This window comes from Microbacterium sp. EST19A (assembly GCF_019969685.1).
In the GTDB taxonomy this organism is placed as follows: domain Bacteria; phylum Actinomycetota; class Actinomycetes; order Actinomycetales; family Microbacteriaceae; genus Microbacterium.
Map to the genome: position 1 here is coordinate 167,988 of NZ_JAHXYZ010000002.1, position 24,840 is coordinate 192,827.

Below are 24,840 nucleotides of genomic sequence, written 5' to 3' on the forward strand. Positions count from 1 at the left end.
GCGCCGACATCCATCGAGACCTACGCGCCGACAGGGACGGCCGAGACCGTGGTGTCGATCGTGAACTGACCGAGCACCCGGGTGCCGGTGTAGAGCACGGCCGTCTGCCCGGGTGCGACACCGTCGAGCGCAACCTCGGGGACGACCCGCACGCCGTCGGGGCCCACGAATGCCATCGCAGGGACGGGCTCCGAGTGCGCGCGGATCTGCACGTGGCACGCGAACGATTCGTCCGTCGGCGCCGCGCCGGCCCAACTGAACCGCTCGCCCGCGATCTCCGCGATCGCCAGCGCCTCTTTCGGGCCCACGACGACGGTGTTCGACACGGGACGGACCTCGAGCACGAAACGCGGCTTCCCGTCTGACGCCGGTACGCCGAGCTTGAGCCCGCGGCGCTGCCCGACCGTGAAGCTGTGCGCTCCCTCGTGCGAGCCGACGACCGCTCCGCTGCGATCGACGATCTCGCCCGTGGCGGTGCCGACCTTCTCGGCCAGCCAGCCGCGCGTGTCGCCGTCGGGGATGAAGCAGATGTCGTGGCTGTCGGGCTTCTGCGCCACGGTGAGCCCCCGTGCCTCCGCCTCGGCACGCACGATCGCCTTCGACGGGGTGGTACCGAGCGGGAAGTAGGTGTGCGCCAGCTGCTCCGCGGTCAGCACGCCGAGCACATAGGACTGGTCCTTGGCGTTGTCCGACGCGCGATGCAGCTCGAGCCCCTGCTCGCCGTCGATCAGCGTGGCGTAGTGACCGGTGCACACCGCGTCGAAGCCGAGCTCGATCGCGCGCTCCAGGAGAGCGGCGAACTTGATCTTCTCGTTGCAGCGCATGCAGGGGTTCGGCGTGCGGCCGGCCTGGTACTCGGCGATGAAGTCGCCGATCACGTCGTCGCGGAACCGCTCGGAGAAGTCCCACACGTAGAAGGGGATGCCGAGCAGGTCGGCGGCGCGACGGGCATCGAGGGCGTCCTCGATCGTGCAGCAGCCCCGACTGCCGGTGCGGAGCGTGCCGCCGGCTCGGGAGAGCGCCAGGTGCACGCCAACGACGTCATGCCCCGCCTCCACGGCACGTGCGGCCGCGACGGCGGAGTCCACTCCCCCACTCATGGCTGCCAGGATCCGCATGGGTCCAGTCTACGAGCGCGCGCCTGTGCCGGACCCGGATGCGCGGAGGTAGGCGTCGGCGATCGCGGCGAGGACCGCGTCGACATCGGCATCCGTCGAGGTGCGGCCGAGCGAGAATCGCAGCACGCTCCGCGCATCGCGCTCGCTCCTGCCCATCGCCATCACGACGTGGGAGGGCTCGGCGACGCCCGCCTGGCATGCCGAACCGGTGGATGCCGCGACACCGGCGACGTCGAGCAGGAACAGGAGGCTCTCCCCCACGGCGCCGGGGAAGAGCACGTGCGCATTGCCGGGAAGCCGGTGGATCGGATCGCCGAGCAGCTGCGCGGCAGGAACAGCGGCGCGGATGCCGGTCACCAGACGGTCACGCATCGCCGAGAGCCGCGCCGCCTCCGCCTCACGCTCCGCCTCGGCGAGCTCCAGTGCGGTGGCGAACGCGGCAGCGCCTGCCACGTCCTGCGTACCGGCGCGGAGCCCGCGCTGCTGAGCGCCGCCACGGAGCAGCGCGGTGAGCCGGGCGGTCCGCGCGGCGACGAGAACGCCGACGCCGACCGGCGCGCCGATCTTGTGCCCCGCAAGACTCATCGCGACGAGCCCGACTCCGGGCGCGGCATCCGATCGCAGCCGACGGAAGGACAGCGCGACGTGGCCGAGCGCGGCGACCGCGTCGAGGTGGAACGGCACCCCCGCGTCCGCACTCGCAGCAGAGAGAGCGGATGCATCGTTGAGCGTGCCCGCTTCGTTGTTGGCGACGAGGGCCGTCGCGAGGGCGGCGCCCGGCAGCTGCGCGGCGAACGACGGGACGTCGATGCCGGCCGACGGCGTGACGCCGACGACGCGCACGAGGGCGCCCTCGTCGGCGAGGGCCGCAACGGTGTCCATCGTCGCGTGGTGCTCGGCATCCGGCAGCACGATCGCGTCCGTGCCGTCGAGCCGGGAACGCCACAGCCCCTGCAGAGCGAGATTGATCGATTCGGTGCCGCCGGACGTGAAGACGACCTCGATCGGGTCGGCGTCCAGCACGGCCGCCACGCGCTCGCGCGACTCCTCCAGCAGACGACGCGCGTCCTGGCCGGCCCCGTGGGTCGACGAGGCGTTGCCGATCGTCTCGGACGCCGTCAGCCACGCATCGCGCGCCTCGGGCCGCAGAGGCGTGGTCGCCGCATGGTCCAGATAGTGCCGCATCCCTCGATTCTCTCGCGAATCCGAGCCTCCGCGGCCACGACCTCCTGGCACTGAGTGCGCTGGGTCGTGGGACTGGGACGCGCACCCCTAAGGTGTACTCATGCCCGAGTCCCGAGACTTCACCGCGCCCGGCGGTCCAGCCCTCGACAACCTCGGCGTCCGTTTGCATGACGGCGTCGGAACGCTGCGCATCTGGTCGCAGAACGCCTCCTCCGTCGAGCTCGTCGTGTTCGATGCCACCGACCTGGACTGGGCGACCGACGTCGCACCCCTCGAACGCCGTCCCGGCGGAATCTGGGAGATCACGACGCCGCTGCTGCAGGCCGGCGTGCGCTACGCGGTGCGCGTCGGAGGCCCGCATGGTCCCGGCAACACGTTCAACCCGGAGAGCCTGCTCCTCGACCCGTACGCGCGAGGCCTGGCACAGGGCGACGGGTATGAGGAATGGCGCTCGGTCGTCATCGTCGACGGCTTCGACTGGGGCGACTCGCAGAAGCCGCGCGTGCCCCTCGATCGCACCGTGATCTACGAAGGTCATCTCAAGGGACTCACGAAGCGCCACCCGGACGTGCCGCCGGCGTTGCACGGAACCTATGCGGGTCTCGCGCACCCGGCGATGATCGAGTATCTCCACTCCCTCGGCGTCACATCCGTCGAGCTGCTGCCGGTGCACGCGTTCGTCCCCGAGCCGCGCCTTCTCGAGCGCGGCCTCACGAACTACTGGGGATACAACACCCTCAACTTCTTCACCCCGCACACCGCCTACGCGACGGAGGAGTCGCGCAAGGAGGGCCCTGAGGCGATCCTCGCCGAGTTCAAGGGCATGGTGCGCCTGCTCCACGAAGCCGGCCTGGAGGTGATCCTCGACGTCGTCTACAACCACACCTCCGAGGAAGGCATCGGCGGTCCTCGATCGAGCTTCCGCGGCATCGACAACTCGAGCTACTACCGCCAGGACGACACCGGCGTCTACATCGACACCACCGGCTGCGGAAACACCGTGAACACGTCGACGGACGCCGGTGCACGGCTCGTTCTCGACTCCCTCCGCTACTGGGCCCAGGAGATGCAGATCGACGGCTTCCGCTTCGATCTCGCCGCCGCTATCGCCCGGGACGGCGCGCACACCTTCACGCCGGAGCATCCGCTGCTCACCGCCATCGCGAACGATCCGATCCTCGCCGAGACCAAGCTCATCGCCGAGCCGTGGGATGTGGGAATGGGCGGCTGGCAGACCGGCAACTTCCCGGCCGGATGGCACGAGTGGAACGACCGGTACCGCGACCGCGTCCGCAACTTCTGGCTCAGTGACATCGACTATGCACGTCGCGCATCCGCCCCGGTCGGCATCGGAGGTTTCGCCACCCGGCTCGCCGGATCGTCGAACACCTTCAGCGAGGCACGCGGTCCGCTCGCGAGCGTGAACTTCGTCACCGCCCACGACGGATTCACCCTCCACGACCTCGTCTCGTACGACGTCAAGCACAACGAGGCGAACGGCGAGCAGAACCGCGACGGCGCCGACATGAATCGCGCGTTCAACCACGGCGTCGAAGGACCGACGGACGACCCGACGATCCTCACGGCCCGCAGGAAGGCCATGCGCAACCTGCTCGGCACCCTGCTGCTCTCGGCGGGCATCCCGATGCTCACCGCGGGCGACGAGGTGGGACGCACGCAGCGCGGGAACAACAACGCCTACGCGCAGGACTCGGCGATGACGTGGCTCGCCTGGGAGTTCGAGCCCTGGCAGAAGGACCTCCGTGCGCACGTGGCACGGTTGATCAGCCTCCGTGCGGAGAATCCGGCGCTCCGGCCGAGCAAGTACGCACGGCTCGGCGAGCACATCCCGAACGCGTCCGTCATGGACTGGTACGACCAGAACGGCGAGACCATGGAGAGCGCGCAGTGGGCCGATCCCCGCAACCGCACGCTCCAGTACGTGGCTGCATCCACACCCGACAAGGAAGCCGCCAACAGGATCCTGCTGATCGTGCACGGCACGGAGTCGCCGATCGACGTGCGTCTTCCCGAGGAGATCGAGGGCGCGACGCGTTTCGTGTCGCTGTGGTCGAGCGCGGACGAGCAGCCCTCCGACGCCGCCGAAGTCTTCGCGCCGGGCGATGTCCTGCCGACCTCCGGAACGTCCATGCGGCTGTTCCGCGTCGAATGATGTCAAGCGACGGCGCCGTTGTCCACCCGCTGCGCCGTATTCGACCAGGGAGGTAGATTCGGCTTGTGGCTGCACGCGCTGGAAACACCCCGCCCCCGGCTCTCCGGAGTCCCGCGCAGATCCCGACGCGCCCATCGGGTCAGATGACGAGAGTCACGGATACGCGAGCGCCGCGCATCCCGCTCCTGAACGGCTCTCCCTCGGTGCCCGGCGGCTTCCCCGCGAAGGCGTTCGTCGGCGAGGTGGTCCCGTTCAGCGTCGTCGCATTCCGCGAAGGCCATGACATCATCGGCGTGCATGTGCGGCTGACGTCGCCCGGTGGCGAGGAGACCCTGCACCGCCTCGCACCGCGGCTCGACGGCACCGACACCTGGTCGGCCGAGATCGCACTCGACGCCCAGGGACCGTGGCGATATCGGTTCGAGGCCTTCTCCGACGACTTCGCGACCTGGGCGCATGCCGCCGAGCTGAAGGTCGCTGCCGACGTCGATGTGCCGATCATGGCGGCTCTCGGTGCGCAGCTGCTCACCGCCGCAGCTTCGGAGAAGGACCGCCCGGCAGCACAGCGCAAGCGCCTGCAGGCGGATGCCGCGTCTCTGGCCGACGGCGATGCCGCCACGACCATCGCCCTCTCCACGGATCCCGCACTCGCGCAGATCTTCGCGGAGCGCCCCGTCGCCAGTCTCCGCTCCGCCGCTCCGGAGCAGACGCTGCTGGTCGAGCGCGTCACCGCCGGAGTCGGCGCCTGGTACGAGTTCTTCCCCCGGTCCGAGGGCGCCAAGCGCCTCAAGGACGGCAGCGTGAAGACCGGCACCTTCCGCACCGCGGCGAAGCGGCTGCCCGGTGTGGCGCAGATGGGCTTCGACGTGATCTACCTCGTGCCGATCCACCCGATCGGCACCACGAACCGCAAGGGTCGCAACAACACCCTCGTCGCCGAAGAGACCGATCCGGGCTCACCGTATGCGATCGGCGCCGCGGAGGGCGGGCACGACGCCATCCACCCCGACCTGGGCACCGCCCAGGACTTCCGCGCGTTCGTCCGCGCCGCGCAGAAGGAAGGGCTCGAGGTCGCCCTCGACCTCGCGCTGCAGGCCTCGCCCGATCACCCCTGGGTCGCCGAGCACCCCGAGTGGTTCACCACACTCCCCGACGGCACCATCGCCTACGCGGAGAACCCGCCGAAGAAGTATCAGGACATCTATCCGCTGAACTTCGACAACGACCCCGCCGGCATCTACGCCGAGATGCTCCGCATCGTGCAGCACTGGGTCGCCCAGGGCGTGAAGATCTTCCGCGTCGACAACCCGCACACCAAGCCGCTGCAGTTCTGGGAGTGGCTCATCGGCACCGTCAACGCCGCCGATCCCGACGTCATCTTCCTCGCCGAGGCGTTCACCCGCCCGGCGGTCATGCGGGCACTCGCCGCCGTCGGCTTCCAGCAGAGCTACAGCTACTTCACGTGGCGCAACACCAAGGCCGAGCTCGAGGAGTTCCTGACCTCGGTCTCGCACGAGACCAGCGACTACATGCGGCCGAACCTGTTCGTGAACACGCACGACATCCTCACGGAGTACCTGCAGTTCGGCGGGAGGGCGGCGTACCGCATCCGCGCGTGCATCGCCGCCACGGCCGCTCCGATCTACGGCGTGTACGCCGGCTACGAGCTGTTCGAGAACGTCGCCCGACCGGGTTCCGAAGAGAACATCGACAACGAGAAGTACGAGTTCAAGCTGCGCGACTGGGCAGGTGCCGAAGAGCGCGGCGAGTCGCTCGCGCCGCTGCTGCGCCGGCTCAACGAGATCCGCTCCGCGCATCCGGCCCTCCGGCAGCTGCGCAACTTCTCGGCGCACTGGAGCGACGACGACTCGGTCCTCGTCTACAGCAAGCACCTGGATGCCGCATTCACCGGCACCGGTCGCGACGACACGATCATCGTCGTGGCCAACGTCGATCCGCATTCCGTGCGGGAGACGACGGTCCATCTCGACACGACGCTCTGGGGCGTGCCGCTCGGCGAGTCCTTCGTCGTGGAGGATCTGCTCACCGGTGCCGTGTGGGACTGGAGCGACCACAACTACGTGCGGCTCGACGCCTTCGCCGAGCCGGTGCACATCCTGAAGGTGAGGGAGCGATCATGAGTTACGTGGAAGACGCCACCGCGTCCGCCGACTGGGAGGCCGTCGCCTCCGCCGAGCACCATGACCCGCACGCCGTTCTCGGCGCCCATCCGATCAAGGATGCGGCCGATCGCACTGTCACGGTCGTCCGGGCCCGTCGTCCTCTCGCGTCGTCCGTGGAGGCCGTGTTCGACGACGGAAGCCGCCTGGCCCTCGCGCACGTCGCCCACGGCATCTGGGAGGCCCAGCACGCAGGACCCCCGGTCCGGTATCGCATCGCGACGGCGTACGGCGACGACGAGGAGACGGTCCAGGGCGATCCCTACCGCCACTCCCCCGTCCTGGGCGACATCGACCTGCATCTGATCGCCGAGGGGCGGCACGAGCGCCTGTGGCAGGTGCTGGGCGCGCACCCGCGCACGCTCGACAGCGAGCGGGGCGTCTCTTTCGCCGTCTGGGCTCCGAACGCCTCCGCCGTGCGCGTCGTCGGAGATCACAACGGCTGGAACGGCGAGTCCCACCCGATGCGCTCCATGGGTGGCAGCGGCGTCTGGGAGCTGTTCATCCCGGATCTCACCGCCGGCTCGAAGTACAAGTATCAGATCCGCACCCGCGACGGCTCCTGGATCCTCAAGGCGGACCCGATGGCTCTCGCGGCGGAGGTCCCGCCGAACACGGCATCCGTCGTCGCGGAGTCGTCCTACGACTGGACCGACGGCGCCTGGATGACGCGCCGGGCGGCGACCCACGCCGTCGCGCAGCCGCTCTCCATCTACGAGGTGCACCTCGGGTCGTGGCGAGCCGGCCTCGGCTACCGCGACATCGCGGACCCGCTGATCCAGCACGTCACCGATGCCGGCTTCACGCACGTCGAGTTCATGCCGCTCGCCGAGCACCCGTTCGGCGGTTCCTGGGGCTACCAGGTCAGCGGATACTACGCACCGACGAGCAGGTTCGGCACACCCGACGACCTGCGCCACCTGATCGACCGGCTGCACCAGGCCGGCATCGGCGTGATCATGGACTGGGTCCCCGGCCACTTCCCGAAGGATGCCTTCGCGCTGGCCCGCTTCGACGGGCAGGCCCTCTACGAGCACCCGGATCCGCGGCGCGGCGAGCACCAGGACTGGGGCACCCTCATCTTCGACTACGGCCGGAACGAGGTGCGCAACTTCCTGGTCGCGAACGCCCTCTACTGGTTCAGCGAATTCCACGTCGACGGGCTCCGGGTCGATGCCGTGGCCTCGATGCTGTACCTCGATTACTCCCGCAACGCCGGTGAGTGGGAGCCGAACATCCACGGCGGCCGCGAGAACCTCGAGGCGATCCGCTTCCTGCAGGAGGTCAACGCGACCGCCTACCGTCTGAACCCCGGCATCGTCATGATCGCCGAGGAGTCGACGAGCTTCCCCGGAGTGACCGCGCCGACCGACCACGCCGGTCTCGGTTTCGGCTTCAAGTGGAACATGGGGTGGATGAACGACTCGCTCCAGTACATCGAGCGCGACCCGATGTACCGCTCGCACCACGAGGGCGAGATGACCTTCTCGTTCGTCTACGCGTTCGGCGAGAACTACCTGCTGCCCATCAGCCACGACGAGGTCGTGCACGGGAAGGGCAGCCTGCTGGCGAAGATGCCCGGCGACCATTGGCACAAACTCGCCAACGTGCGGGCCTACCTCGCCTACATGTGGGGTCACCCGGGCAAGAAGCTGCTGTTCATGGGGCAGGAGTTCGGGCAGCTGGCCGAGTGGTCGGAGGGGCGAGAGCTCGACTGGTGGCTCCTCGATCAGCCCTCGCACGCGCAGCTGCAGAGCTTCGTCGGAGCCCTCAACCACACCTATCGCGCGCAGGCCCCGCTGTGGGAGCGCGACAGCGACGGCTCTTCCTTCTCCCGTCTCGGCGCGCCGGATTGGGAGCCGACGGTCATCGCGTTCGAACGCCGCGACGCCCACGGCGGCAGAGTGGTCGTCATCAGCAACTTCTCCGGCGTCGAGCGCACCGGGCATCGTCTCGTGCTGCCCCGCGAGGGCGTGTGGCAGGAGATCCTCAACACGGATGCCGCAGACTACGGCGGACGCGGGTCGGGGAACCTCGGAGTGGTCGTCGCCCGCGCCGAGAACGACGGAGCACCGACGGCGACACTGACGCTTCCCGCGCTCTCCACGCTGTGGCTGCGTCATCAGCAGGACCCGCACGTCCCGACGATCAGCCACGGCTGAGCCGCGCTCCGGCCGGCGCACGGCCGGTCGGAGCACTCTCAGGCGGTCAGAAGAGCAGTGAAGACAGGCGGTTGCGCGCCGAGACGACCCGAGGATCAGCAGCGCCGATGAGCCCGAACAGCTCGACCAGACGCTCACGGACGGGCGCACGCTCGTCGGACGGCAGCTGGGCGAACAGATCGAGCAGTCGTCCGAAGGCGTCGTCGACGTGGCCGCCGGCGAGGTCGAGATCGGCGACGGCGAACTGCGCCTGGACGTCCAGCGGTGCCTGGGCGGCCGCCGCACGAGCCTCCTGCAGATCGAGGCCCTGCACCCGGTCGAGCAGGCGCACCTGCCCAAGGCCGGCGATCGCATCCTCATCGCGGGGGTTCTCCGCGAGGGCCTTCTCGTACGCGCGGATGGCGGCGGCGTAGTCGCCCGTCTCGATCGCGGCGAACGCCTCGGCATGCAGCGGCGGAAGCGGCGGTTCCTCGACCGGAGCCTCGGGATCGGCGTCTCCGCCGACCGACAGCGTCCCGGTGACACCGTTCTGCGCGGCCACCTGGAGCAGCTGTGCGAAGACCTCGCGCACCTGCTCCTCCGGCACGGCACCGGTGAACATCGGGACGGGCTGGCCGGCGATCAGCGCGACGACCATCGGGATGGACTGCGCGCGGAAGCTCTGGGCGAGCTGGGGGTTCGCGTCGACATCGACCTTGGCGAGCAGCACGCGTCCGCCGAGCTCACGCGTGACCTTCTCGATGATCGGGCTCAGCTGCTTGCAGGGCCCGCACCACTCGGCCCACAGATCGACGACGACCGGCACGGTGCGCGAGAGCTCGAGGATCTGGCCGAACGTCTCGTCGGTGGCATCCACCACGAGATCCACCACGCCGGGCGCCGGGGCTCCGGCGGGAGCGGGAGCCGGGCGATTGCGCAGGCTCGACAGGTCGACGGCGCCGCGGAGCGCGGCCGGGGAGATTTCACTCACTTGATCACCTCTACGGACAGAAGATCCTGGCGGACGGCCAGGAGCCTGATCTGCTCCGTCGATCCCTGAGCGGGGACCGAGAAGAACAGCTGGAACTCGTACGTCGTGGCGACGCCCTTGGCGGACTCCGAGACCCCCGTCAGCGCCTTGGCCTGCGCGTTGTCGCCGAACCGGATCACCGCATCGGCCGAGGTCGGCGCCACGGTCTCGGTGTCGGTCAACGACACGGAGACGATCGCGCCGCTGTCGAGAGTGGTCATCGAGACCGGCACGGACGTCGTGGGCGCCATGTCGAAGGTCGCCTGCGATGTCTCCGCCGCGCCGTTGTCGGCGAGCGTCTGCACGACCGCCTGGCGGCTGTCGACGATGGACTTGGCCAGGTTGAGGGACTGCTCGTCGAACAGGTCGTACGAGGGGCTCTGCTCGCCCTGATCGACGATGTCGGCGAAGGTGGTGGCGAGTTCACCCGGCGCCACCCGCAGGAACGCGGAGTCCTGCGGCACGAGCGACGTGCCGAGCCACGTGGCCGCGACAGCCGGGAATGCGGCGTCGGCCGACATCTCGGCCATGTTGGTGACCTTGTAGTTCGACCACGGATCTGCCTGCGTCATCGTCAGGATGACCGGCGGGACCGTGTCGTCGCTGGTCCCCTTGGAGAGCATCAGCACCGTGCGCGGCCACTTGTCGGTCGCCTCCGGGAGCACGACCTCGACCTCATCGGTCGGGATCACGGACGGGAGCGGCGAATCGGTGATCTGCGTCCGCAGCGCGTACTCGGTGGTGCGCGCGGCGAGGGCCGGCCCGTCGAGGCGGGTCGACGCCAGATCCACGTCGAGGGCGGTGTCGGCCTCCTCGAGCGTGCTGGAGATCGTCTGCAGGATCCGCGTCGCCTGGGCGTCGGTGACGGCAGGCGGCTTCTGATTGTCGGGCGCGATGACAGTCGGACTCGGCGACGGCGACGGCGACTCCGCGCCGAACTGAGGCCAGGACTCCGCCGAGCACCCGGCGGCGAGCAGTGCGGTGAGCCCCAGGGCGGGGATCACCAGCATCCGCCGCCGGCGACGTGCCGGACGCTCCGCGCGCATCGAATTCTTCGACTCCGGCTCGGTGCTCTCGTCGACGATCTCGGCATCCTCGATCGCGGGCTGCTCGGGAGCACTCACGGGCGCGTCGGGCTCGGACGATTCGATCGCGGCACGCTCGGCCGGCGGGAGTGCGGCGACATCGATCGGCTCCGTCACAGGAAGCGGACCGGGACCCTTGCGACGCGGACCACGGCCGCGACGCTGGTGCCGGATGCCGAGCACGTAGAGGATGAGGCCGACCAGCAGCACGAGACCACCGGCCACCATGAGCGGACCCGCCCACGGCGTCGTGGTGTCGAGCGGCCACGAGACCGCGATGTCGTCGGGGGCGTCCTTCGTGCCGTCGTAGGCGATCAGCATGCTGGTGCCCTCGGGGAGCTGCATGTTGTCGGCGATCAGAGAGTTCTCGTCGCCGAACGAGTCGAGCCACAGGTCGGAACCGGCCGGATTGCGTCCGGAGGGCTCCTCGGCGTCGGCGTCTCCGGCCTCGGCGTCGGTACCCGCTTCGGGCTCGGTGGTGGCTTCGGGCGCGGCGGTGTCCTCGGGGGCGGGCGTCGCGTCCGCCTCGTCCGACGGGGCGGTCTCCTCGGTGGCGGATGCCGTCACGTGCTCGACGTCGAGGGCTCCGTTCTTGCCCGCTGTCACGTGGTTGTAGTCGGAGTCGGCCAGCCACGCCTCCATGTCGGGGGTGCGACCATAGCTCGCGAAGATCTCTCCCTCGCCCTTGATGAGCAGCGTCTGCGCCCCGGGGTGAGCCCGGAGAACGTCGCCGTCCAGCAGCACGAAGGGCGCCGGTTCCTCGATCTCGACCTGGGTCTTCTGCGACTCCGGACCCAGGAAGATGGTTCGCTGGGCGATCCCGGCCCCGATCAGCGCCGCGGCAAGTACGAAGGCCACAACGGCCCATACGAAACGCACGAATAGTCTCCTCACGCAGCGCGGATATCCACCCGGGCCGCAACACTCGACATTTCAGACTAGCGAAACCTCCTGTGTGTTGCCCACGAGCAGGTCCCGCTGCACTCCCTCCCGGCACGTCGCACGCGACCTCGTGGCGCGGCTCGATAGCCTGAACACAGCCGTTTCGAGGAGCCCCGATGAAGATCCACAATCCCTTCCGCACCGCCCTGGTGGCGACGCTCGGCGTGGGTCTGGGCATCCTGCTGATCGGCAGCGTCCAGACGCTCTCGAGCGTGCTCCTGTACCTCGGGACGGCGCTGTTCCTGAGTCTCGGTCTCGACCCGCTCGTCTCGTTCCTCGAGCGGCGCCGGCTCCCCCGCTGGCTCGCGGTGCTCACGACCATCGTCGCGGTGCTCGCCGTGTTCGTCGGGATCGTGCTCATCGTCCTTCCGGTTCTCGTCGACCAGATCTCCCAGCTGATCGCCCAGATCTCGGCGATAGTCCAGCGCGGAACAGCGATCGACGACCTCAAGGAATGGATGAAGGGCGCGTTCCCGAACCTGCGCGTCGACGACGTCTTCAGCTACGTCGAGGACTGGTTGAACACCAACCTCGCTGAGATCGGCGGATCCATCGGCCAGGGCGTCCTCGTCGCGAGCGGCGCGGTCCTCAGTGGCCTGTTCGGCGCCTTCATCGTGCTGATCCTCACGATCTACCTCACCGCCTCGACGCCGTCGCTCAAGCGGGCGGTCTACCAGCTCTCCCCCGCGTCGAAGCGCGACCGGTTCATCGACCTCGCCGATCAGATCACCGACTCCGTCGGCTACTACGTCATGGGACAGGTCACGCAGGGCGTGATCAACGGCGTGCTCAGTGCGATCTACCTGTCGATCATCAAGGCGCCGTTCCCGGCCGTCCTCGCCGTCATCGCGTTCTTCTTCTCGCTCATCCCCCTGGTCGGAACGCTGACCGGATCCACGATCATCGTCCTGGTGTGCCTCATCCCGGGGTTGGGTTCCCCGGCCACGGCTATCGCCGCCGGGATCTACTACCTGATCTACATGCAGATCGAGGCGTACATCATCTCCCCGCGCATCATGAGCCGCGCGGTCTCCGTTCCTGGTGCCGTGGTCGTGGTCGCCGCGCTCGCGGGCGGCAGTCTGCTGGGTCTGCTCGGCGCCCTCATCGCGATCCCCGTGGCGGCCAGCATCCTGATCATCTATCGTCAGGTGCTCATTCCGCGGATGAACGAGCTCTGACGCGTCTCAGTCGAGCGGCGGCCAGTGCGTCGCCAGCGGGAGCGCTGCCGGATTCACGGCGGCCACGATCTCGGTGAGCACCCGCCGGGTCTGCGTCTCGCCGACCCAGAGATGCTTGCCCCCGTCGACCGCGATGAGCTGCGCCTGCGGAATCGACGCGAACCGCTCGCGCGCCTCCTCGGGGCGGAGGTAGTCGTCCAGCTCGGGCACCAGCACGACGACAGGACGATCCGTGCTCCCCCATGCGGCGACCTCTGCCTCCGTCGCCCTGTGCAGCGGCGGCGAGAGCAGGATGATGCCCTCGATGTCGTGCTCACGGCCGTACTTCAGAGCGAGCTCGGTACCGAACGACCAGCCCAGCAGCCACGGTCGAGGGAGCGCGCGATCGCGTGCGAAGTCCATGGCGGCAGCCACGTCGAACTGCTCGGCCGCACCGCCGTCGAAAGCACCGTCGCTCGTGCCGCGCTGCGAGCTCGTGCCTCGGGTGTTGAAGCGCAGCACCGCGAGATCGGCGAGAGCGGGCAGACGTGCCGCCGCCTTCCGGAGGATGTGGGAGTCCATGAACCCGCCTGCGGTGGGCAAGGGATGCAGCGTCACGAGCGTCGCGACCGGCGCGGCGTGCTCCGGCTGGGCGAGCTCGCCGACGAGGGTCAGGCCGTCCGCCGTCTGGAGTTCGATCTCCTCGCGCAGCGCGGGAAGCTCCAGCGGTCCCCTGATCTCCATGCTCATGCGATCCTCCAGCAGTGCGTATGCCAATGACGACGTGCCGCGAGATCCGCGGCATCCCCGAGGACGCCGTCGGCTCGCCAGGCGACGAGGTGCGGTGTACCGGCCTCGATGTCCTGTGCGCACCCGGGGCACCGGTAGTCCTTCTGCGCCTGCGGTGCGGAGACGGGCTGCACCGTCCATTCGGTGCCGCGGCGGGTCTCCGTGCGCTTCCAGCCCGCGATCAGGCGGTCGAGGGAGTCTTCGGTGTCAGGGCGCGTCGGACGGCGTCGATGGGAGCGTGGCACGATGCCGGCTCACCACCAGTGATTCTTCGTCCAGAAACCGTACGCGCCGGCCCAGCTGCCGTAGCGACCGGTCGCATAACCGGTGGCCCAGCGCAGGTTGTCGACAGGGTCGTATCCGTTGCCGGGCACCTTGCTGCACGGCAGCGCCTGCACCAAGCCGCAGGCCCCGGACGACTTGTTCGTCGCGTTGGGGTTCCAGCCGCTCTCCTTGGAGACGATGTAGTCGACGTATCCCCAGTCGGCCTCGGCGATGCCGGCGGCGGCCATCCATTCGGCCGGAGCGCCTCCACCCGTGTAGTACAGGGGTCCGCCGCCGCCCGAGGATCCGCCGGTCGGCGAAGAGGCGACCACGGGGACGGGCTTCGGCTTGGGCTTCACGTAGACCTCGAAGGTGCCGCGCACGACGGGTGCGATCTCCGCGCCCTCGACCGTCACGGTCAGGTTCTGCGTGTCGGCCAGAGCAGCCGCGTACACCGAATCCGGTGCCTCGGCCTGCGCGGGCTCGGCCAGTGCCACGCCCGTCGGAGCGACCAGCGCACCGGCGAAGCCGACGACGGCCAGGGCACTGAACACGCCCACCACACCGCGTCGTCGCGACCACCGTCGCGTGCCCTTGCGCGCCGAATTCACCGTCGCTGCGGGCACAAGCGAGGAGTGGCTTCGTTCGAGAGTCATGTCGTTTCGGGAGTTCACGATGGGTGACAGTCTACGCAGACCTTGCTGAGACGGCCATCAGAAACGTCAGCGGACGGCCAGGATGACGTCGATCGCTGCGTCGAGGAGGGCATCGACCTGCTCCTCGCGGTAGCCGCCGCGCTGCATCCGGAACGCCGCAGAGCGCAGCTGTTCGGCCGTCAGACCCTCGCCGTCGCGGAGGTATCGCACGATACGCGTGGCGACGTGATCGACCTCGTCGACCCGGTAGCCGAACGTGAGCACACCCGTGCGCGCGAAGCGGTGGCGACGAGGGCGGGCGAGGTGATCGAGGATGAGCTGCGCGTCTTCTCGGGCCTGCTCCACCCACACTCCCGCGCCACGGGAGCGCACGACGCGCTCTCGCTCCCGCGCCGCGAACGCGTCTTCCACCCGTCCGAGCGCCGCATCGACGTCGGCGACGACGTAGCCGTTCTTGACGAGCGGGAACGAGGCGGTGCGCACGTCGACGGCACCGAGGTCATCGCGTCCCGTCTCGAAAGCCCGGCGAGCCGAGGCGAGGAAGGTGTCGACAGCCGTTCGGTGATAACCGCGCGTTCGCCCGGTGGTGAGCGCGAACGCCGGCGGGGCCTCCGGGTCCGTCTGCTCGTCGATCAGGTCTTCATTCATCAGAGAACCACCCAGGGAGAGAGGAGGAAGTACAGGCCGAGAGCGGGGATGGTCGACGGCAGGATGCTGTCCAGCCGGTCGAGCAGCCCGCCGTGCCCGGGAAGCCAGGAGCTCATGTCCTTGATGCCGAGGTCGCGCTTGAGCATCGATTCGCCGAGATCGCCGAGCGTCGCCGTGAGCAGGATGGCCGCGCCGAAGATGAGCCCCGCCCACCAGGGAAGATCGAGCAGGAAGAGCGCGAGCAGCACGCCGACGGCGAGAGACGCGAGGACGGCGCCGGCGAAGCCCTCCCACGTCTTCTTCGGACTGATCCGGGGCGCCATCGGATGACGACCGAACGCCACACCCGCCGCGTACGCGCCCGTGTCGACGGCGACGGCGATCGCGATGAACCCGAGGACCCACCATTGCCCGCCCTCCTGTCCGAGCAGGATGAGGGCGAGACCGGTGAGGAACGGCACATAGATCTGCACGAATCCGCCGATGACGGCATCCGCCAGGACCTCGCCGTACGTGCGGCCGTCCTTGACGACCATCTGGCCGATCAGGCGCCACACGATGACGAACGCCACGGCGACGAAGAGGACGACCCACCAGAGCCACGGCTCCGCGAAATATGCGGAGAGCACGAGCACCGATGCCGCGATGAGCTGCGGAACCACGTCGACTCGTCGGCCGGAGGCGCGCAGCGCGCGGGACAGCTCGTACACCCCGAGAAGCGCCGCCGCGAGAGCGAACGGCACGAACAGAACCTTGATGAAGAGCAGCGATCCCAGCAGGGCGGCACCGAAGGCGAGGCCGATCAGGATCGCCACGATCAGATCACGGCCCGTGCGCTCCTTGATGCGCTCGTTCGCCTGATCGATCTGGTCGCGTGCGTACGAGACGTGGCTGTTCAGCTCGTCACGTCGTACCCGCCACTGCTCCCTGATCGCGTTGTGGTCGGCGGTGTCCAGCGGCCCTGCGCCGGGCTCCGGCTCGGCGGGCGGCAGCGGAGGCCGCGGCGGGATGCTCGCCGCATCGAACGACGGGAACGCCGCATCTGCGAGCGGGATGCCGTCGTCGGAGGTCACCGCGTCGCGCCCGTCTCGGCGCGTCTGCGGCTGTCCCTCTTCGGCATCTCGCGTGTCGTCGGACATCCGGACTACACCTCGAGGAGTTCGGCCTCTTTGCGCTTGAGAGCGTCGTCGATGAGGTCGACGTGCTGGCGCGTCAGAGCATCGAGCTCTTTCTCGCCGCGCGCGAGTTCGTCCTCGCCGATCTCGCTCTTGAGCGCATCGAGCTCGTCCTTCGCCTTGCGACGGATGCCGCGCACGTGCACCTTGGCGTCCTCGCCCTTGGACTTGACGAGCTTCACGTACTCCTTGCGCCGCTCGGCGGTGAGCTCGGGCATCGTCACTCGGACCAGGTTGCCGTCGTTGGTCGGGTTGGCGCCGAGGTTCGGCATGTCGCGCACGGCCTGCTCGATCGCCTTGAGCGCCGACTTGTCGTACGGCGTGATGATGAGGGTGCGAGCCTCCTGGTTGGCCAGCGAGGCGAGCTGGGCCAAGGGGGTCGGCGTGCCGTAATAGTCCACGAGCAGCTTCTGGAACAGCTGCGGGTTCGCACGGCCGGTGCGCACCGTGGAGAAGTCCTCCTTGGCAGCCTCGACCGCCCGCGACATACGGGAGGTGGTTTCAGCGAGGACATCCGCGATCACGGTGACTCCTATCGTCGGGGTGTTCTGGAAATTCTATCGGGCGAAGCGCACTCCGCCCGGTCTTGCGCTCAGGCGGTGACGAGTGTGCCGATGGGCTCGCCCAGCAGAGCCCGCGTGACGTTGCCTGCGGGCTCCATGCCGAACACGCGCATGTCCATGCTGTTGTCCATGCACAGGCTGAATGCCGTCGAGTCGACGACCTTGAGACCGCGCTGCAGAGCGTCGCGGTAGGTGACCCGCTCGATGCGCTCCGCGTCGGCGTGCTTGTTGGGATCCGCGGTGTAGATGGCGTCGACGCCGTTCTTGGCGACGAGCACCTCCTGCGCACCGATCTCGAGGGCGCGCTGCGCCGCCACGGTGTCGGTGGAGAAGTACGGGAGTCCGGCGCCGGCGCCGAAGATCACGACGCGGCCCTTCTCGAGGTGGCGCTCGGCGCGGCGCGGGATGTACGGTTCCGCGACCTGGGTCATCGAGATCGCCGACTGCACGCGCGTCGCGGCACCCGCCTGCTCGAGGAAGTCCTGCAGGGCGAGGGCGTTCATGACGGTGCCCAGCATGCCCATGTAGTCGGCGCGACCCCGGTCCATGCCGCGCTGGCTGAGCTCTGCGCCGCGGAAGAAGTTCCCGCCGCCGACGACGATCGCGACCTCGACACGGTCGACCGCCGCGGCGATGTCGCGCGCGATCTGAGAGACCACATCGGGGCTGACGCCCAGCTGACCGGCTCCGAATGCCTCTCCGGAGAGCTTGAGAAGGACGCGGCGGCGTCCGGTTCGTTCAGTCATGTGGGGGTGTCCTCTCGTCCCGATTCAAGATAGTGCCTCGTGGGCACGAAGAAGGGGTTCGGATCTCGATGATCCGAACCCCTTCGACAGTGTTACGCGCCGACCTTGAAGCGCGCGAAGTCCGTCACGGTGATACCGGCGTCCTTCGCCACCTGGGCGACGGAGAGCTTGTTGTCCTTCGCGTAGTCCTGCTCGAGCAGGGCGACCTGCTTGATGAACGCGGACACGCGGCCCTCGACGATCTTGGGCAGAGCCGCTTCCGGCTTGCCCTCGTTGCGGGAGATCTCGGTGACGATCTCGCGCTCCTTCTCGACCGCGTCCGCCGGAACGTCCTCGCGGGCGAGGTACGACGGGTTGGCGAACGAGATGTGCTGGGCGATGCTGCGCGCGGTCTCCGCGTCGTCACCGCTGTACGCGACGACGACACCGATCTGCGGCGGCAGGTCCTTGCTCGTACGGTGCAGGTAGACCTCGACCTTGTCGCCCGAGATCGTGCGCACGCGACGCAGCTCGACCTTCTCGCCGATGATCGCCGCCTCTTCCGAGATCAGCTGCTCGACGGTCTGCGAACCGGCTGCGGCGGCGAGGCCGGCCTCGACCGAGTCGGCCTTGACGGCTGCGACAGCGTCGGCGACCTTGTCGGCGAGCGTGATGAAGCGCTCGTTCTTCGCGACGAAGTCGGTCTCGCAGGCGAGTTCGATGAGCGTCACGGTGCCGTCCTGCTCGCGAGCGACGATGAGTCCCTCGCTGGTGGAACGGTCGGCGCGCTTCGCGTTGCCCTTCGCACCCTTCAGGCGCAGGATCTCGGTGGCCTTCTCGACGTCTCCGTCAGCCTCCTCGAGCGCCTTCTTGGTGTCGACCATGCCCGTGCCGAGCTGCTCGCGCAGCGCCTTGAGGTCGGCGATGGTGAAGTTGGCCATGTGTGGTGGCTCCTTGCTTCGTTATGTATGTGTGTGTACGAGGGGATTACTTGGCGTCTTCAGCCTCGGCGGCGGCGACCTCGGCGGTCTCCTCACCGGAAGCGGCGGCGATCGCCTCGTCGTGCGCCTCGGCGCCGGCCTCGTCAGCGGCCGTCTCGTCGGCAGCAGGGGTCTCGACGACGGCAGCCTCGTCTTCGGCGGTCACGATCTCGGCGGCGTCAGCGGACTCTTCGACGACGGGAGCCTCAGCGGCGGGTGCCTCGTCGGCCGGGGTCTCGAGAAGCTCCTTCTCCCACTCGGCCAGCGGCTCGGCGTCGCCCGACTCCGGGTTGTGCTTCTGCTGCAGGCCCTCGGCCGCAGCGTCGGCGATGATGCGGGTCAGCAGCGAGACGGAGCGGATCGCGTCGTCGTTGCCGGGGATCGGGTACTGGAAGTCGTCCGGGTCGGCGTTGGTGTCGAGGATGCCGATCACCGGGATGCCGAGCTTCTTGGCCTCATCGATGGCGAGGTGCTCGCGCTTGGCGTCGACGACCCAGAGAGCCGACGGCGTCTTGGTGAGGTTGCGGATTCCGCCGAGCGACTTGTGCAGCTTGTCGAGCTCGCGCTTCTTGAGCAGGAGCTCCTTCTTGGTGAAGCCGCTGTTCGCCGGGGTCTCGTAGTCGAGCTCCTCGAGCTCCTTCATGCGTGCGAGACGCTTGGAGATCGTCTGGAAGTTGGTGAGGAGTCCACCGAGCCAGCGCTGGTTCACGAAGGGCTGGCCGACGCGCGTGGCCTGCTCGGCGAGGATCTCCTGCGCCTGCTTCTTGGTGCCGACGAAGAGGATCGTGCCACCGTGGGCGACGGTCTCCTTGACGAAGTCGTAGGCCTTGTCGATGTAGCCCAGCGACTGCTGCAGGTCGATGATGTGGATGCCGCTGCGCTCGGTGAGGATGAAGCGCTTCACCTTCGGGTTCCACCGACGGGTCTGGTGTCCGAAGTGCACGCCGCTGTCGAGCAGCTGGCGGATGGTGACCACAGCCATGGTCGTCTCCTGGTTCTGGCGCGTTACTGCGCCGTTGAGGTTGTCTGCCGATCGTGTGATCGGACTTCCTGGTGCCCGGCGCACACCCGCCCGCTCATGGAGGGGACCTGTGGGAGTGGATGCCACGACCGAAGTCGCTCTGGGCACGCGTAGTCACCCCGATATCGAGGTGCTCCTCCAGCATACAGGATGCCGGGGGCCCGACTCGCGCTGCACTCCACGGAATCCTCGGGGCTTCTCCCCCGTTCGCGCCTCTCGGGAGCCTCCTGCTCCCGGCATGACCGTTCGAGCGATCAGGATGCCGATATGCACGCCTCCTCACGGCTCCTCCTCGGGGTCCTCCTCGCCGTCACCGTGGCCCTGAGCACTTCCGATCCGATCCCGGCGAGCCCTGCGGCCCGATCCGACGATCAGCCGTCCTGGCTCTGGCCGGTGCACGGCGACCGCGAGGTCCTGGAACCGTTCCGGGCCCCGGCGCACGCGTTCGGCGCGGGGCACCGGGGCATCGATCTGGCTGCGCCTCCGGATGGTGTCGTCCGCGCTCCCGCCGACGGAATCGTCGCCTTTCGCGGCGTCGTCGTCGACCGCCCGCTGCTGACGATCGAGCATGCGGGAGGCCTGGTGACGACGTTCGAACCTCTCGAGTCGACGTTGCAGCCCGGCGACGCGGTGGCGGCCGGGGATGAGGTCGGCGTCGTCGCGACCGGCGGCCACGCGACGGTGGGGGCGCTGCATCTCGGCGTGCGACTCGACGGGGAGTACATCAACCCGATGCTCCTGTTCGGAGGCGTGCCGAGAGCAGTTCTCCTCCCCTGCTGCGCGCCACTGTGAGCCCGATGAGCGCAGCCCGCTGCGGTCAGGCTCGCGGGTGCGCCAGGCGGTAGGTGACGGTCAACCGCTCTGCGGAGACGTGCGTGTATATCTGGGTGGTGCCGAGACTGGCGTGCCCGAGGATCTCCTGGACCGCGCGCAGGTCTGCTCCGCCGTCGAGGAGATGGGTGGCCGCGGTGTGACGCAGAGCGTGTGGGCCGACGGTCTCGGCACCCACGATCGGCGCAAGGACCCTCGCCACGAGCGTGTACACGGTGCGCGGACCGATTCGCCCGCCCCGCGAGCCGAGCATCACGGCGGGCGTCGTCGCGGTCGCCCGAGCGATGAGGGCGGGACGCGCACGGGTCAGATAGGCGCGCAGGGCGTCGCGCGCCGGCGCTCCGTACGGCACGACGCGTTCTTTGGCGCCCTTGCCGAGCACGCGCGCTGTCGCCCGATCGAGGTCGAGGTCGTCGATGTCGAGACCGCAGAGCTCCGATACGCGGATGCCGGAGCCGTAGAGCATCTCGAGGATCGCATGGTCCCGCATCGCGACCGGGTCTCCTGCGCTTGCGGCGGAACGATGAGCGTCGAGCAGCTCCGCCATGCCGTCTCGCGACGCGACGGTCGGGAGCGTCCGGCCCTTCTTCGGTGCGATCAGCCGAAGGCTGGGGTCGTGGACGATGAGCGCCTGCTCCTGCGCCCAGCTGAAGAACGACCGCGCAGCGGCGGCACGTCGCGCGAGAGTCGATCGCGCATCTCCGCGCTGCGTGGCGTGCCAGAGCCAGTCTCGAAGCACCTCGAGATCCACCTCTTCCAGCGCGATCGCTCCGGCCGAGGCACCGAGGTCTCGCAGGTCCGAGCGGTAGGCCCTGACGGTCGCCGGCGAGAGTCGTCGCACCCTCTCGAGGTGATCGGCGAACGCCTCGGCAGCGACCGCGAGTTCCATGCCCCCAGCTTGCCCGCCATGGCCACGCCGCGGCCGTCGCCTCGCCGCCGACCGTGGTGATCTCGATCGTGCCTCGCCTCGGTCTCAGGCGCCGGACACGCGCCGCCAGCCGTCCTCGTCACGTCGGACTTCACCCTCGAGCTGGAGAAGTCCGAGCAGGGCTCGGATCCGATCAGGTGCGAGTCCCGCCCGGCGGGCGAGCTCCTCGACGGACACGCTCGACCTCGTGCTCATCGCATCGAAGAGGCGGACGCGCTCCGGGTCGACCGGGTCCTGGTGCAGCGATGCGGCGGCAGCAGACGTCCCCCAGAGCTCTCGCACCTCGGCCGCCGATGTCACGCACAGGGCGTCGTACTCACGCAGCAGACGATGGCAGCCCGCGGACGATGCGGATGTCACCGGCCCCGGCACGGCGCCGAGGGGCCTCCCCAGCGCTGCGGCATGCCCGGCGGTGTTGAGAGATCCGCTGCGCCACCCTGCCTCGATCACGACGGTCGCCTGCCCGAGTGCCGCTATGAGACGGTTACGCGCGAGAAACCTCCATTTCGTGGGAGCCGCGCCGCAGGGAGCTTCGCTGACGACCGCACCCTCCTGGGCGATCTGACGGATCAGCTGCTGATGTCCGGCGGGATACGCGCGGTCGACGCCCCCGGCGAGGAAGGCGACGGTCGCCCCCTGCACGCCCAGCGCCGCACGGTGTGCAGCACCGTCGATGCCGTAGGCCCCGCCGGACACGACGACCGCACCGGTCGCGGCGAGGTCTCCGGCGATCTCGGCTGCCACGTGCTCTCCGTATCCGCTGGAGGCTCTCGCGCCGACGAGCGAGACTCGAGGCTCGGCGATGAGCAGCTCCGGACGCCCGCGCACCCACAGAGCGCTCGGTGCACTCGCGCCCAGATCGTCGAGTGCCTCGGGCCAGTTCTCGTCGCCGGGAATGAGCAGCACTGCCTCGACATCGTGCGCACTTCGCAAGGCGTCCCGCACGCCCCGAGGATCGGCTCGAGGACGCCACCGTTTGCGACCTTCGGAGAGAGCGCGCCGCGCAGCGACGGCACTCCCATCGACACTCGAGGCGACCGTGCCCTCGGGGCGGCTTCTCAGCGCGAAGGTCAGGGCGTCCGCGGCACCGAGTTCGTGGATCAGTGTCCCGACCACGGCATCCCCGGGCTCGGCGATCACCGACCAGGCCGCCCTCGCGACAGCCTCTCCGATATCGTCTTCCCGTCGAAGCCGACGTGCGGCGTCGACGATCTCGGCGTCGCCGAGCAGCTCCTCCATCATGGGTTCATTCCTCTCTTCAGGTGCAGCGCCCGCCCGATCTCGTCGATCCCCGGGCGCTCGAGTTCTGCCAGGTCGGCCATCGTCCACGCCAGCCGCAGCACGCGGTCGTACCCCCGGAGCGTCAGCGCCCCTCGTTCGAGCGCCCGATCCAGAGACGTCCGCACAGCCGGCGGAAGGCGAAGGGCACCCTGACGCAACCAGGTACCCGGAACGTCGGCGTTGCGGCGCCAGGGCGTGCTCCTCCAGCGGTGAGCGGCGCGTTCCCGTGCCTCAGAGACGCGAGTCAGCGCCTGGGCGGTGGTCACCTCGGCACGCCCTCCGGATGTCGCCCTCGACGCAGCGACCCGCGTCACGGGAAGGTCGATGTCGACGCGATCACGCAGCGGCCCGGAGAGACGTGTCGCGTAGCGTCGGATCGCCGCCGGCGGGCACACGCACTCCGCGCCGCGCAGGCCGTAGTTCCCGCACGGACAGGGGTTCATCGCCAGGAGAAGCTGGAACCGCGCCGGGAACCTCGCGGTGAAGCCGGCGCGGTGGACCTCGATCACGCCCGCCTCGAGAGGCTGCCGAAGTGCGTCGAGAGCGACCCGCGAGAACTCCGCCGCCTCGTCGAGGAAAAGCACGCCGCAGTGCGCGCGGGCGATGGCTCCCGGTCGCGCGACCCGCGATCCGCCACCGACGAGCGCCGCAACGGATGCGCTGTGATGCGGCGCCTCGAGCGGAGGAAGCGAGTCGAGGGACGTCACCGGCTCACCGCTCAGCGACCGGATCGACGCGACTTCGAGGGCCTCCTGCTCGCTCAGAGGCGGAAGGATTCCGGGGAGCCGCCGGGCGAGCATCGTCTTCCCCGCCCCCGGCGGTCCGCTCAGGAGCAGGTGATGGCCACCCGCGGCTGCCACGATCAGCGCCTCGACGGCATCCTCCTGTCCGACGACGTCAGCGAGGTCGAGGACCTCTTCGTCGACCGATGAGCCTGCGGCCACGGCGACCGTCTCGATGTCGGGCACCTCGACGTCGGCGCCGTGCCAGACCGCGACCTCGGCGAGCGACGCGGCGGCCCGCACCTCCACGCCGGGCACGAGCCGCGCCTCGGCCTCGTTGCCTCGCGGGACGATCACTCGTTCGAATCCCGCCCTGACAGCCGCGAACACGGCAGGAAGCACACCGGGAACCGGACGGATCCGACCGTCGAGACCGAGCTCGCCGATGTGCACCGTGTGAGCGATGGCGCGTCGTTCGATCGAGCCGCCGGCGGCCAAAGTCGAGACGGCGATGCTCAGGTCGAACCCGGCCCCGTGCTTCGGCAGGCTGGCCGGCGACAGGTTCACCGTGAGACGGCGGCGAGGCAGATCGAGCCCGGCGTTCTTGCAGGCGTTGTGGACGCGCTGGACCGCTTCGCCGAGCGACTTGTCGGGGAGACCGATGATCTTGAACTCGGGCGTCTGGTTCGAGAGATCGGCCTCGACCTCGATCAGATGCCCATCCACGCCGGTGAGAGCCACCGCCCACGTGCGTGCCGTGGTCACGAGATGTCCACGAGGTGCTCGAGGACGCCGACCGCCGGATCCGTCCCGATGATGCCGATCGCCTCGACGCGGATGTGGAGGCCGCGGGCGAGGTCGGGATGCTCGGCCCGCCATGCGAAGGCGAGAGCCCAGAGTCTGCGGCGCTTCCTCTCGTCGATCGCCTCGAAAGGATGCCCGAACGCCGCAGAGCGCCGCGTCTTCACCTCGACCACGGCGAGATGCGCGCCATGCTCGGCGACGATGTCGATCTCGCCCTGCGTGCACCGCCAGTTCCTGTCCAGCACGGTGTAGCCGTGTTGCGTCAGGTGCTGCGCTGCGCGCTCTTCACCGGCTCTTCCAAGATCGTCCTTCGCTGCCATGTCGACAGCATCCTGCGATCCGCAGACGATTCGAGACGCGGATCCGGGCTACTCACGGCGGCTCGGGACAAGAGCTCCATCGAGCGCCCTCGTGCAGAAGAAGTGACACGGCGGCGAAACCG

Annotated in this window: 22 protein-coding genes; 5 read left to right on the top strand and 17 right to left on the bottom strand. The window is 69.1% G+C overall.

Annotation, left to right across the window (positions count from 1 at the left end):
* Window positions 1-20: 20 nt before the first annotated feature.
* Window positions 21-1,118, bottom strand: a complete 1,098-nt coding sequence (gene mnmA, locus LC452_RS10800) for a tRNA 2-thiouridine(34) synthase MnmA (RefSeq protein ID WP_223625041.1) — start codon at window positions 1,116-1,118, stop codon at window positions 21-23.
* A 9-nt stretch (window positions 1,119-1,127) separates the two neighbouring features.
* Entirely contained in the window at window positions 1,128-2,303 is a 1,176-nt protein-coding gene (locus tag LC452_RS10805) for a cysteine desulfurase family protein (RefSeq protein ID WP_223625042.1), read from the bottom strand.
* Window positions 2,304-2,403: 100 nt separating this feature from the next.
* Here LC452_RS10805 and glgX point away from each other — a divergent pair, with 100 nt between their 5' ends.
* The 3 genes from glgX to glgB all read left to right on the top strand — a co-directional run bounded on the left by glgX (window position 2,404) and on the right by glgB (window position 8,818).
* Complete coding sequence (gene glgX / locus LC452_RS10810; protein ID WP_223625043.1) at window positions 2,404-4,476, top strand: glycogen debranching protein GlgX; 2,073 nt, start codon at window positions 2,404-2,406, stop codon at window positions 4,474-4,476.
* 143 nt (window positions 4,477-4,619) lie between these two features.
* Window positions 4,620-6,617, top strand: a complete 1,998-nt coding sequence (locus LC452_RS10815) for an alpha-1,4-glucan--maltose-1-phosphate maltosyltransferase (protein ID WP_223625044.1) — start codon at window positions 4,620-4,622, stop codon at window positions 6,615-6,617.
* Window positions 6,614-8,818 carry a 1,4-alpha-glucan branching protein GlgB gene (glgB, locus tag LC452_RS10820; protein ID WP_223625045.1) on the top strand — a complete coding sequence of 735 codons (2,205 nt, stop codon included), beginning with the start codon at window positions 6,614-6,616 and terminating at the stop codon, window positions 8,816-8,818. The genes LC452_RS10815 and glgB overlap by 4 nt, the downstream gene beginning before the upstream one ends.
* 46 nt (window positions 8,819-8,864) lie before the next feature.
* Here glgB and LC452_RS10825 read toward each other — a convergent pair whose 3' ends face one another.
* Complete coding sequence (locus LC452_RS10825; RefSeq protein WP_223625046.1) at window positions 8,865-9,788, bottom strand: tetratricopeptide repeat protein; 924 nt, start codon at window positions 9,786-9,788, stop codon at window positions 8,865-8,867.
* The gene (locus LC452_RS10830) at window positions 9,785-11,791 is read right to left on the bottom strand and encodes a glycosyl transferase (protein WP_223625048.1); all 2,007 of its coding nucleotides are present in this window, start codon (window positions 11,789-11,791) and stop codon (window positions 9,785-9,787) included. Before LC452_RS10830 ends, LC452_RS10825 begins: the two co-directional genes overlap by 4 nt.
* A gap of 179 nt (window positions 11,792-11,970) precedes the next feature.
* Here LC452_RS10830 and LC452_RS10835 point away from each other — a divergent pair, with 179 nt between their 5' ends.
* Window positions 11,971-13,032 (top strand): AI-2E family transporter, encoded by a 1,062-nt coding sequence (locus tag LC452_RS10835; RefSeq protein WP_223625050.1) that lies wholly within the window; start codon window positions 11,971-11,973, stop codon window positions 13,030-13,032.
* 6 nt (window positions 13,033-13,038) lie between these two features.
* On the opposite strand, the gene LC452_RS10840 is transcribed toward LC452_RS10835, so the two are convergent.
* The 9 genes from LC452_RS10840 to rpsB form a co-directional block, all read right to left on the bottom strand.
* Window positions 13,039-13,755 carry an alpha/beta hydrolase gene (locus LC452_RS10840; RefSeq protein WP_223627633.1) on the bottom strand — a complete coding sequence of 239 codons (717 nt, stop codon included), beginning with the start codon at window positions 13,753-13,755 and terminating at the stop codon, window positions 13,039-13,041.
* A 2-nt stretch (window positions 13,756-13,757) separates the two neighbouring features.
* Window positions 13,758-14,045, bottom strand: a complete 288-nt coding sequence (locus LC452_RS10845; RefSeq protein ID WP_223625052.1) for a hypothetical protein — start codon at window positions 14,043-14,045, stop codon at window positions 13,758-13,760.
* A 9-nt stretch (window positions 14,046-14,054) separates the two neighbouring features.
* Window positions 14,055-14,720: a transglycosylase SLT domain-containing protein gene (locus tag LC452_RS10850; RefSeq protein ID WP_223625054.1), complete on the bottom strand. Its 666-nt coding sequence runs from the start codon at window positions 14,718-14,720 to the stop codon at window positions 14,055-14,057.
* Window positions 14,721-14,786: 66 nt separating this feature from the next.
* Entirely contained in the window at window positions 14,787-15,368 is a 582-nt protein-coding gene (locus LC452_RS10855; protein ID WP_223625056.1) for a DivIVA domain-containing protein, read from the bottom strand.
* On the bottom strand, window positions 15,368-16,507 hold the full coding sequence (locus tag LC452_RS10860; protein ID WP_223625059.1) for a phosphatidate cytidylyltransferase: 1,140 nt from the start codon (window positions 16,505-16,507) through the stop codon (window positions 15,368-15,370). Before LC452_RS10860 ends, LC452_RS10855 begins: the two co-directional genes overlap by 1 nt.
* Window positions 16,508-16,512: 5 nt before the next feature.
* Entirely contained in the window at window positions 16,513-17,067 is a 555-nt protein-coding gene (gene frr, locus LC452_RS10865; protein WP_116635057.1) for a ribosome recycling factor, read from the bottom strand.
* Window positions 17,068-17,135: 68 nt separating this feature from the next.
* Complete coding sequence (pyrH, locus tag LC452_RS10870) at window positions 17,136-17,852, bottom strand: UMP kinase (RefSeq protein WP_017202017.1); 717 nt, start codon at window positions 17,850-17,852, stop codon at window positions 17,136-17,138.
* A 92-nt stretch (window positions 17,853-17,944) separates the two neighbouring features.
* Entirely contained in the window at window positions 17,945-18,772 is an 828-nt protein-coding gene (gene tsf, locus LC452_RS10875) for a translation elongation factor Ts (RefSeq protein WP_223625061.1), read from the bottom strand.
* 46 nt (window positions 18,773-18,818) lie between these two features.
* Complete coding sequence (rpsB, locus tag LC452_RS10880) at window positions 18,819-19,793, bottom strand: 30S ribosomal protein S2 (RefSeq protein WP_223625064.1); 975 nt, start codon at window positions 19,791-19,793, stop codon at window positions 18,819-18,821.
* Window positions 19,794-20,099: 306 nt separating this feature from the next.
* Here rpsB and LC452_RS10885 point away from each other — a divergent pair, with 306 nt between their 5' ends.
* Entirely contained in the window at window positions 20,100-20,624 is a 525-nt protein-coding gene (locus LC452_RS10885; RefSeq protein WP_223625066.1) for a murein hydrolase activator EnvC, read from the top strand.
* A 25-nt stretch (window positions 20,625-20,649) separates the two neighbouring features.
* Here the strand turns inward: LC452_RS10885 and LC452_RS10890 are convergent, their stop codons facing one another.
* The 4 genes from LC452_RS10890 to LC452_RS10905 all read right to left on the bottom strand — a co-directional run bounded on the left by LC452_RS10890 (window position 20,650) and on the right by LC452_RS10905 (window position 24,718).
* The gene (locus LC452_RS10890; RefSeq protein WP_223625068.1) at window positions 20,650-21,552 is read right to left on the bottom strand and encodes a tyrosine-type recombinase/integrase; all 903 of its coding nucleotides are present in this window, start codon (window positions 21,550-21,552) and stop codon (window positions 20,650-20,652) included.
* Between the two features lie 84 nt (window positions 21,553-21,636).
* Entirely contained in the window at window positions 21,637-22,833 is a 1,197-nt protein-coding gene (dprA, locus tag LC452_RS10895) for a DNA-processing protein DprA (RefSeq protein ID WP_223625069.1), read from the bottom strand.
* Window positions 22,830-24,359: a YifB family Mg chelatase-like AAA ATPase gene (locus tag LC452_RS10900; protein ID WP_223625070.1), complete on the bottom strand. Its 1,530-nt coding sequence runs from the start codon at window positions 24,357-24,359 to the stop codon at window positions 22,830-22,832. The genes dprA and LC452_RS10900 overlap by 4 nt, the downstream gene beginning before the upstream one ends.
* Window positions 24,356-24,718 (bottom strand): YraN family protein, encoded by a 363-nt coding sequence (locus LC452_RS10905; protein ID WP_223625071.1) that lies wholly within the window; start codon window positions 24,716-24,718, stop codon window positions 24,356-24,358. The genes LC452_RS10900 and LC452_RS10905 overlap by 4 nt, the downstream gene beginning before the upstream one ends.
* Window positions 24,719-24,840 lie beyond the last annotated feature (122 nt).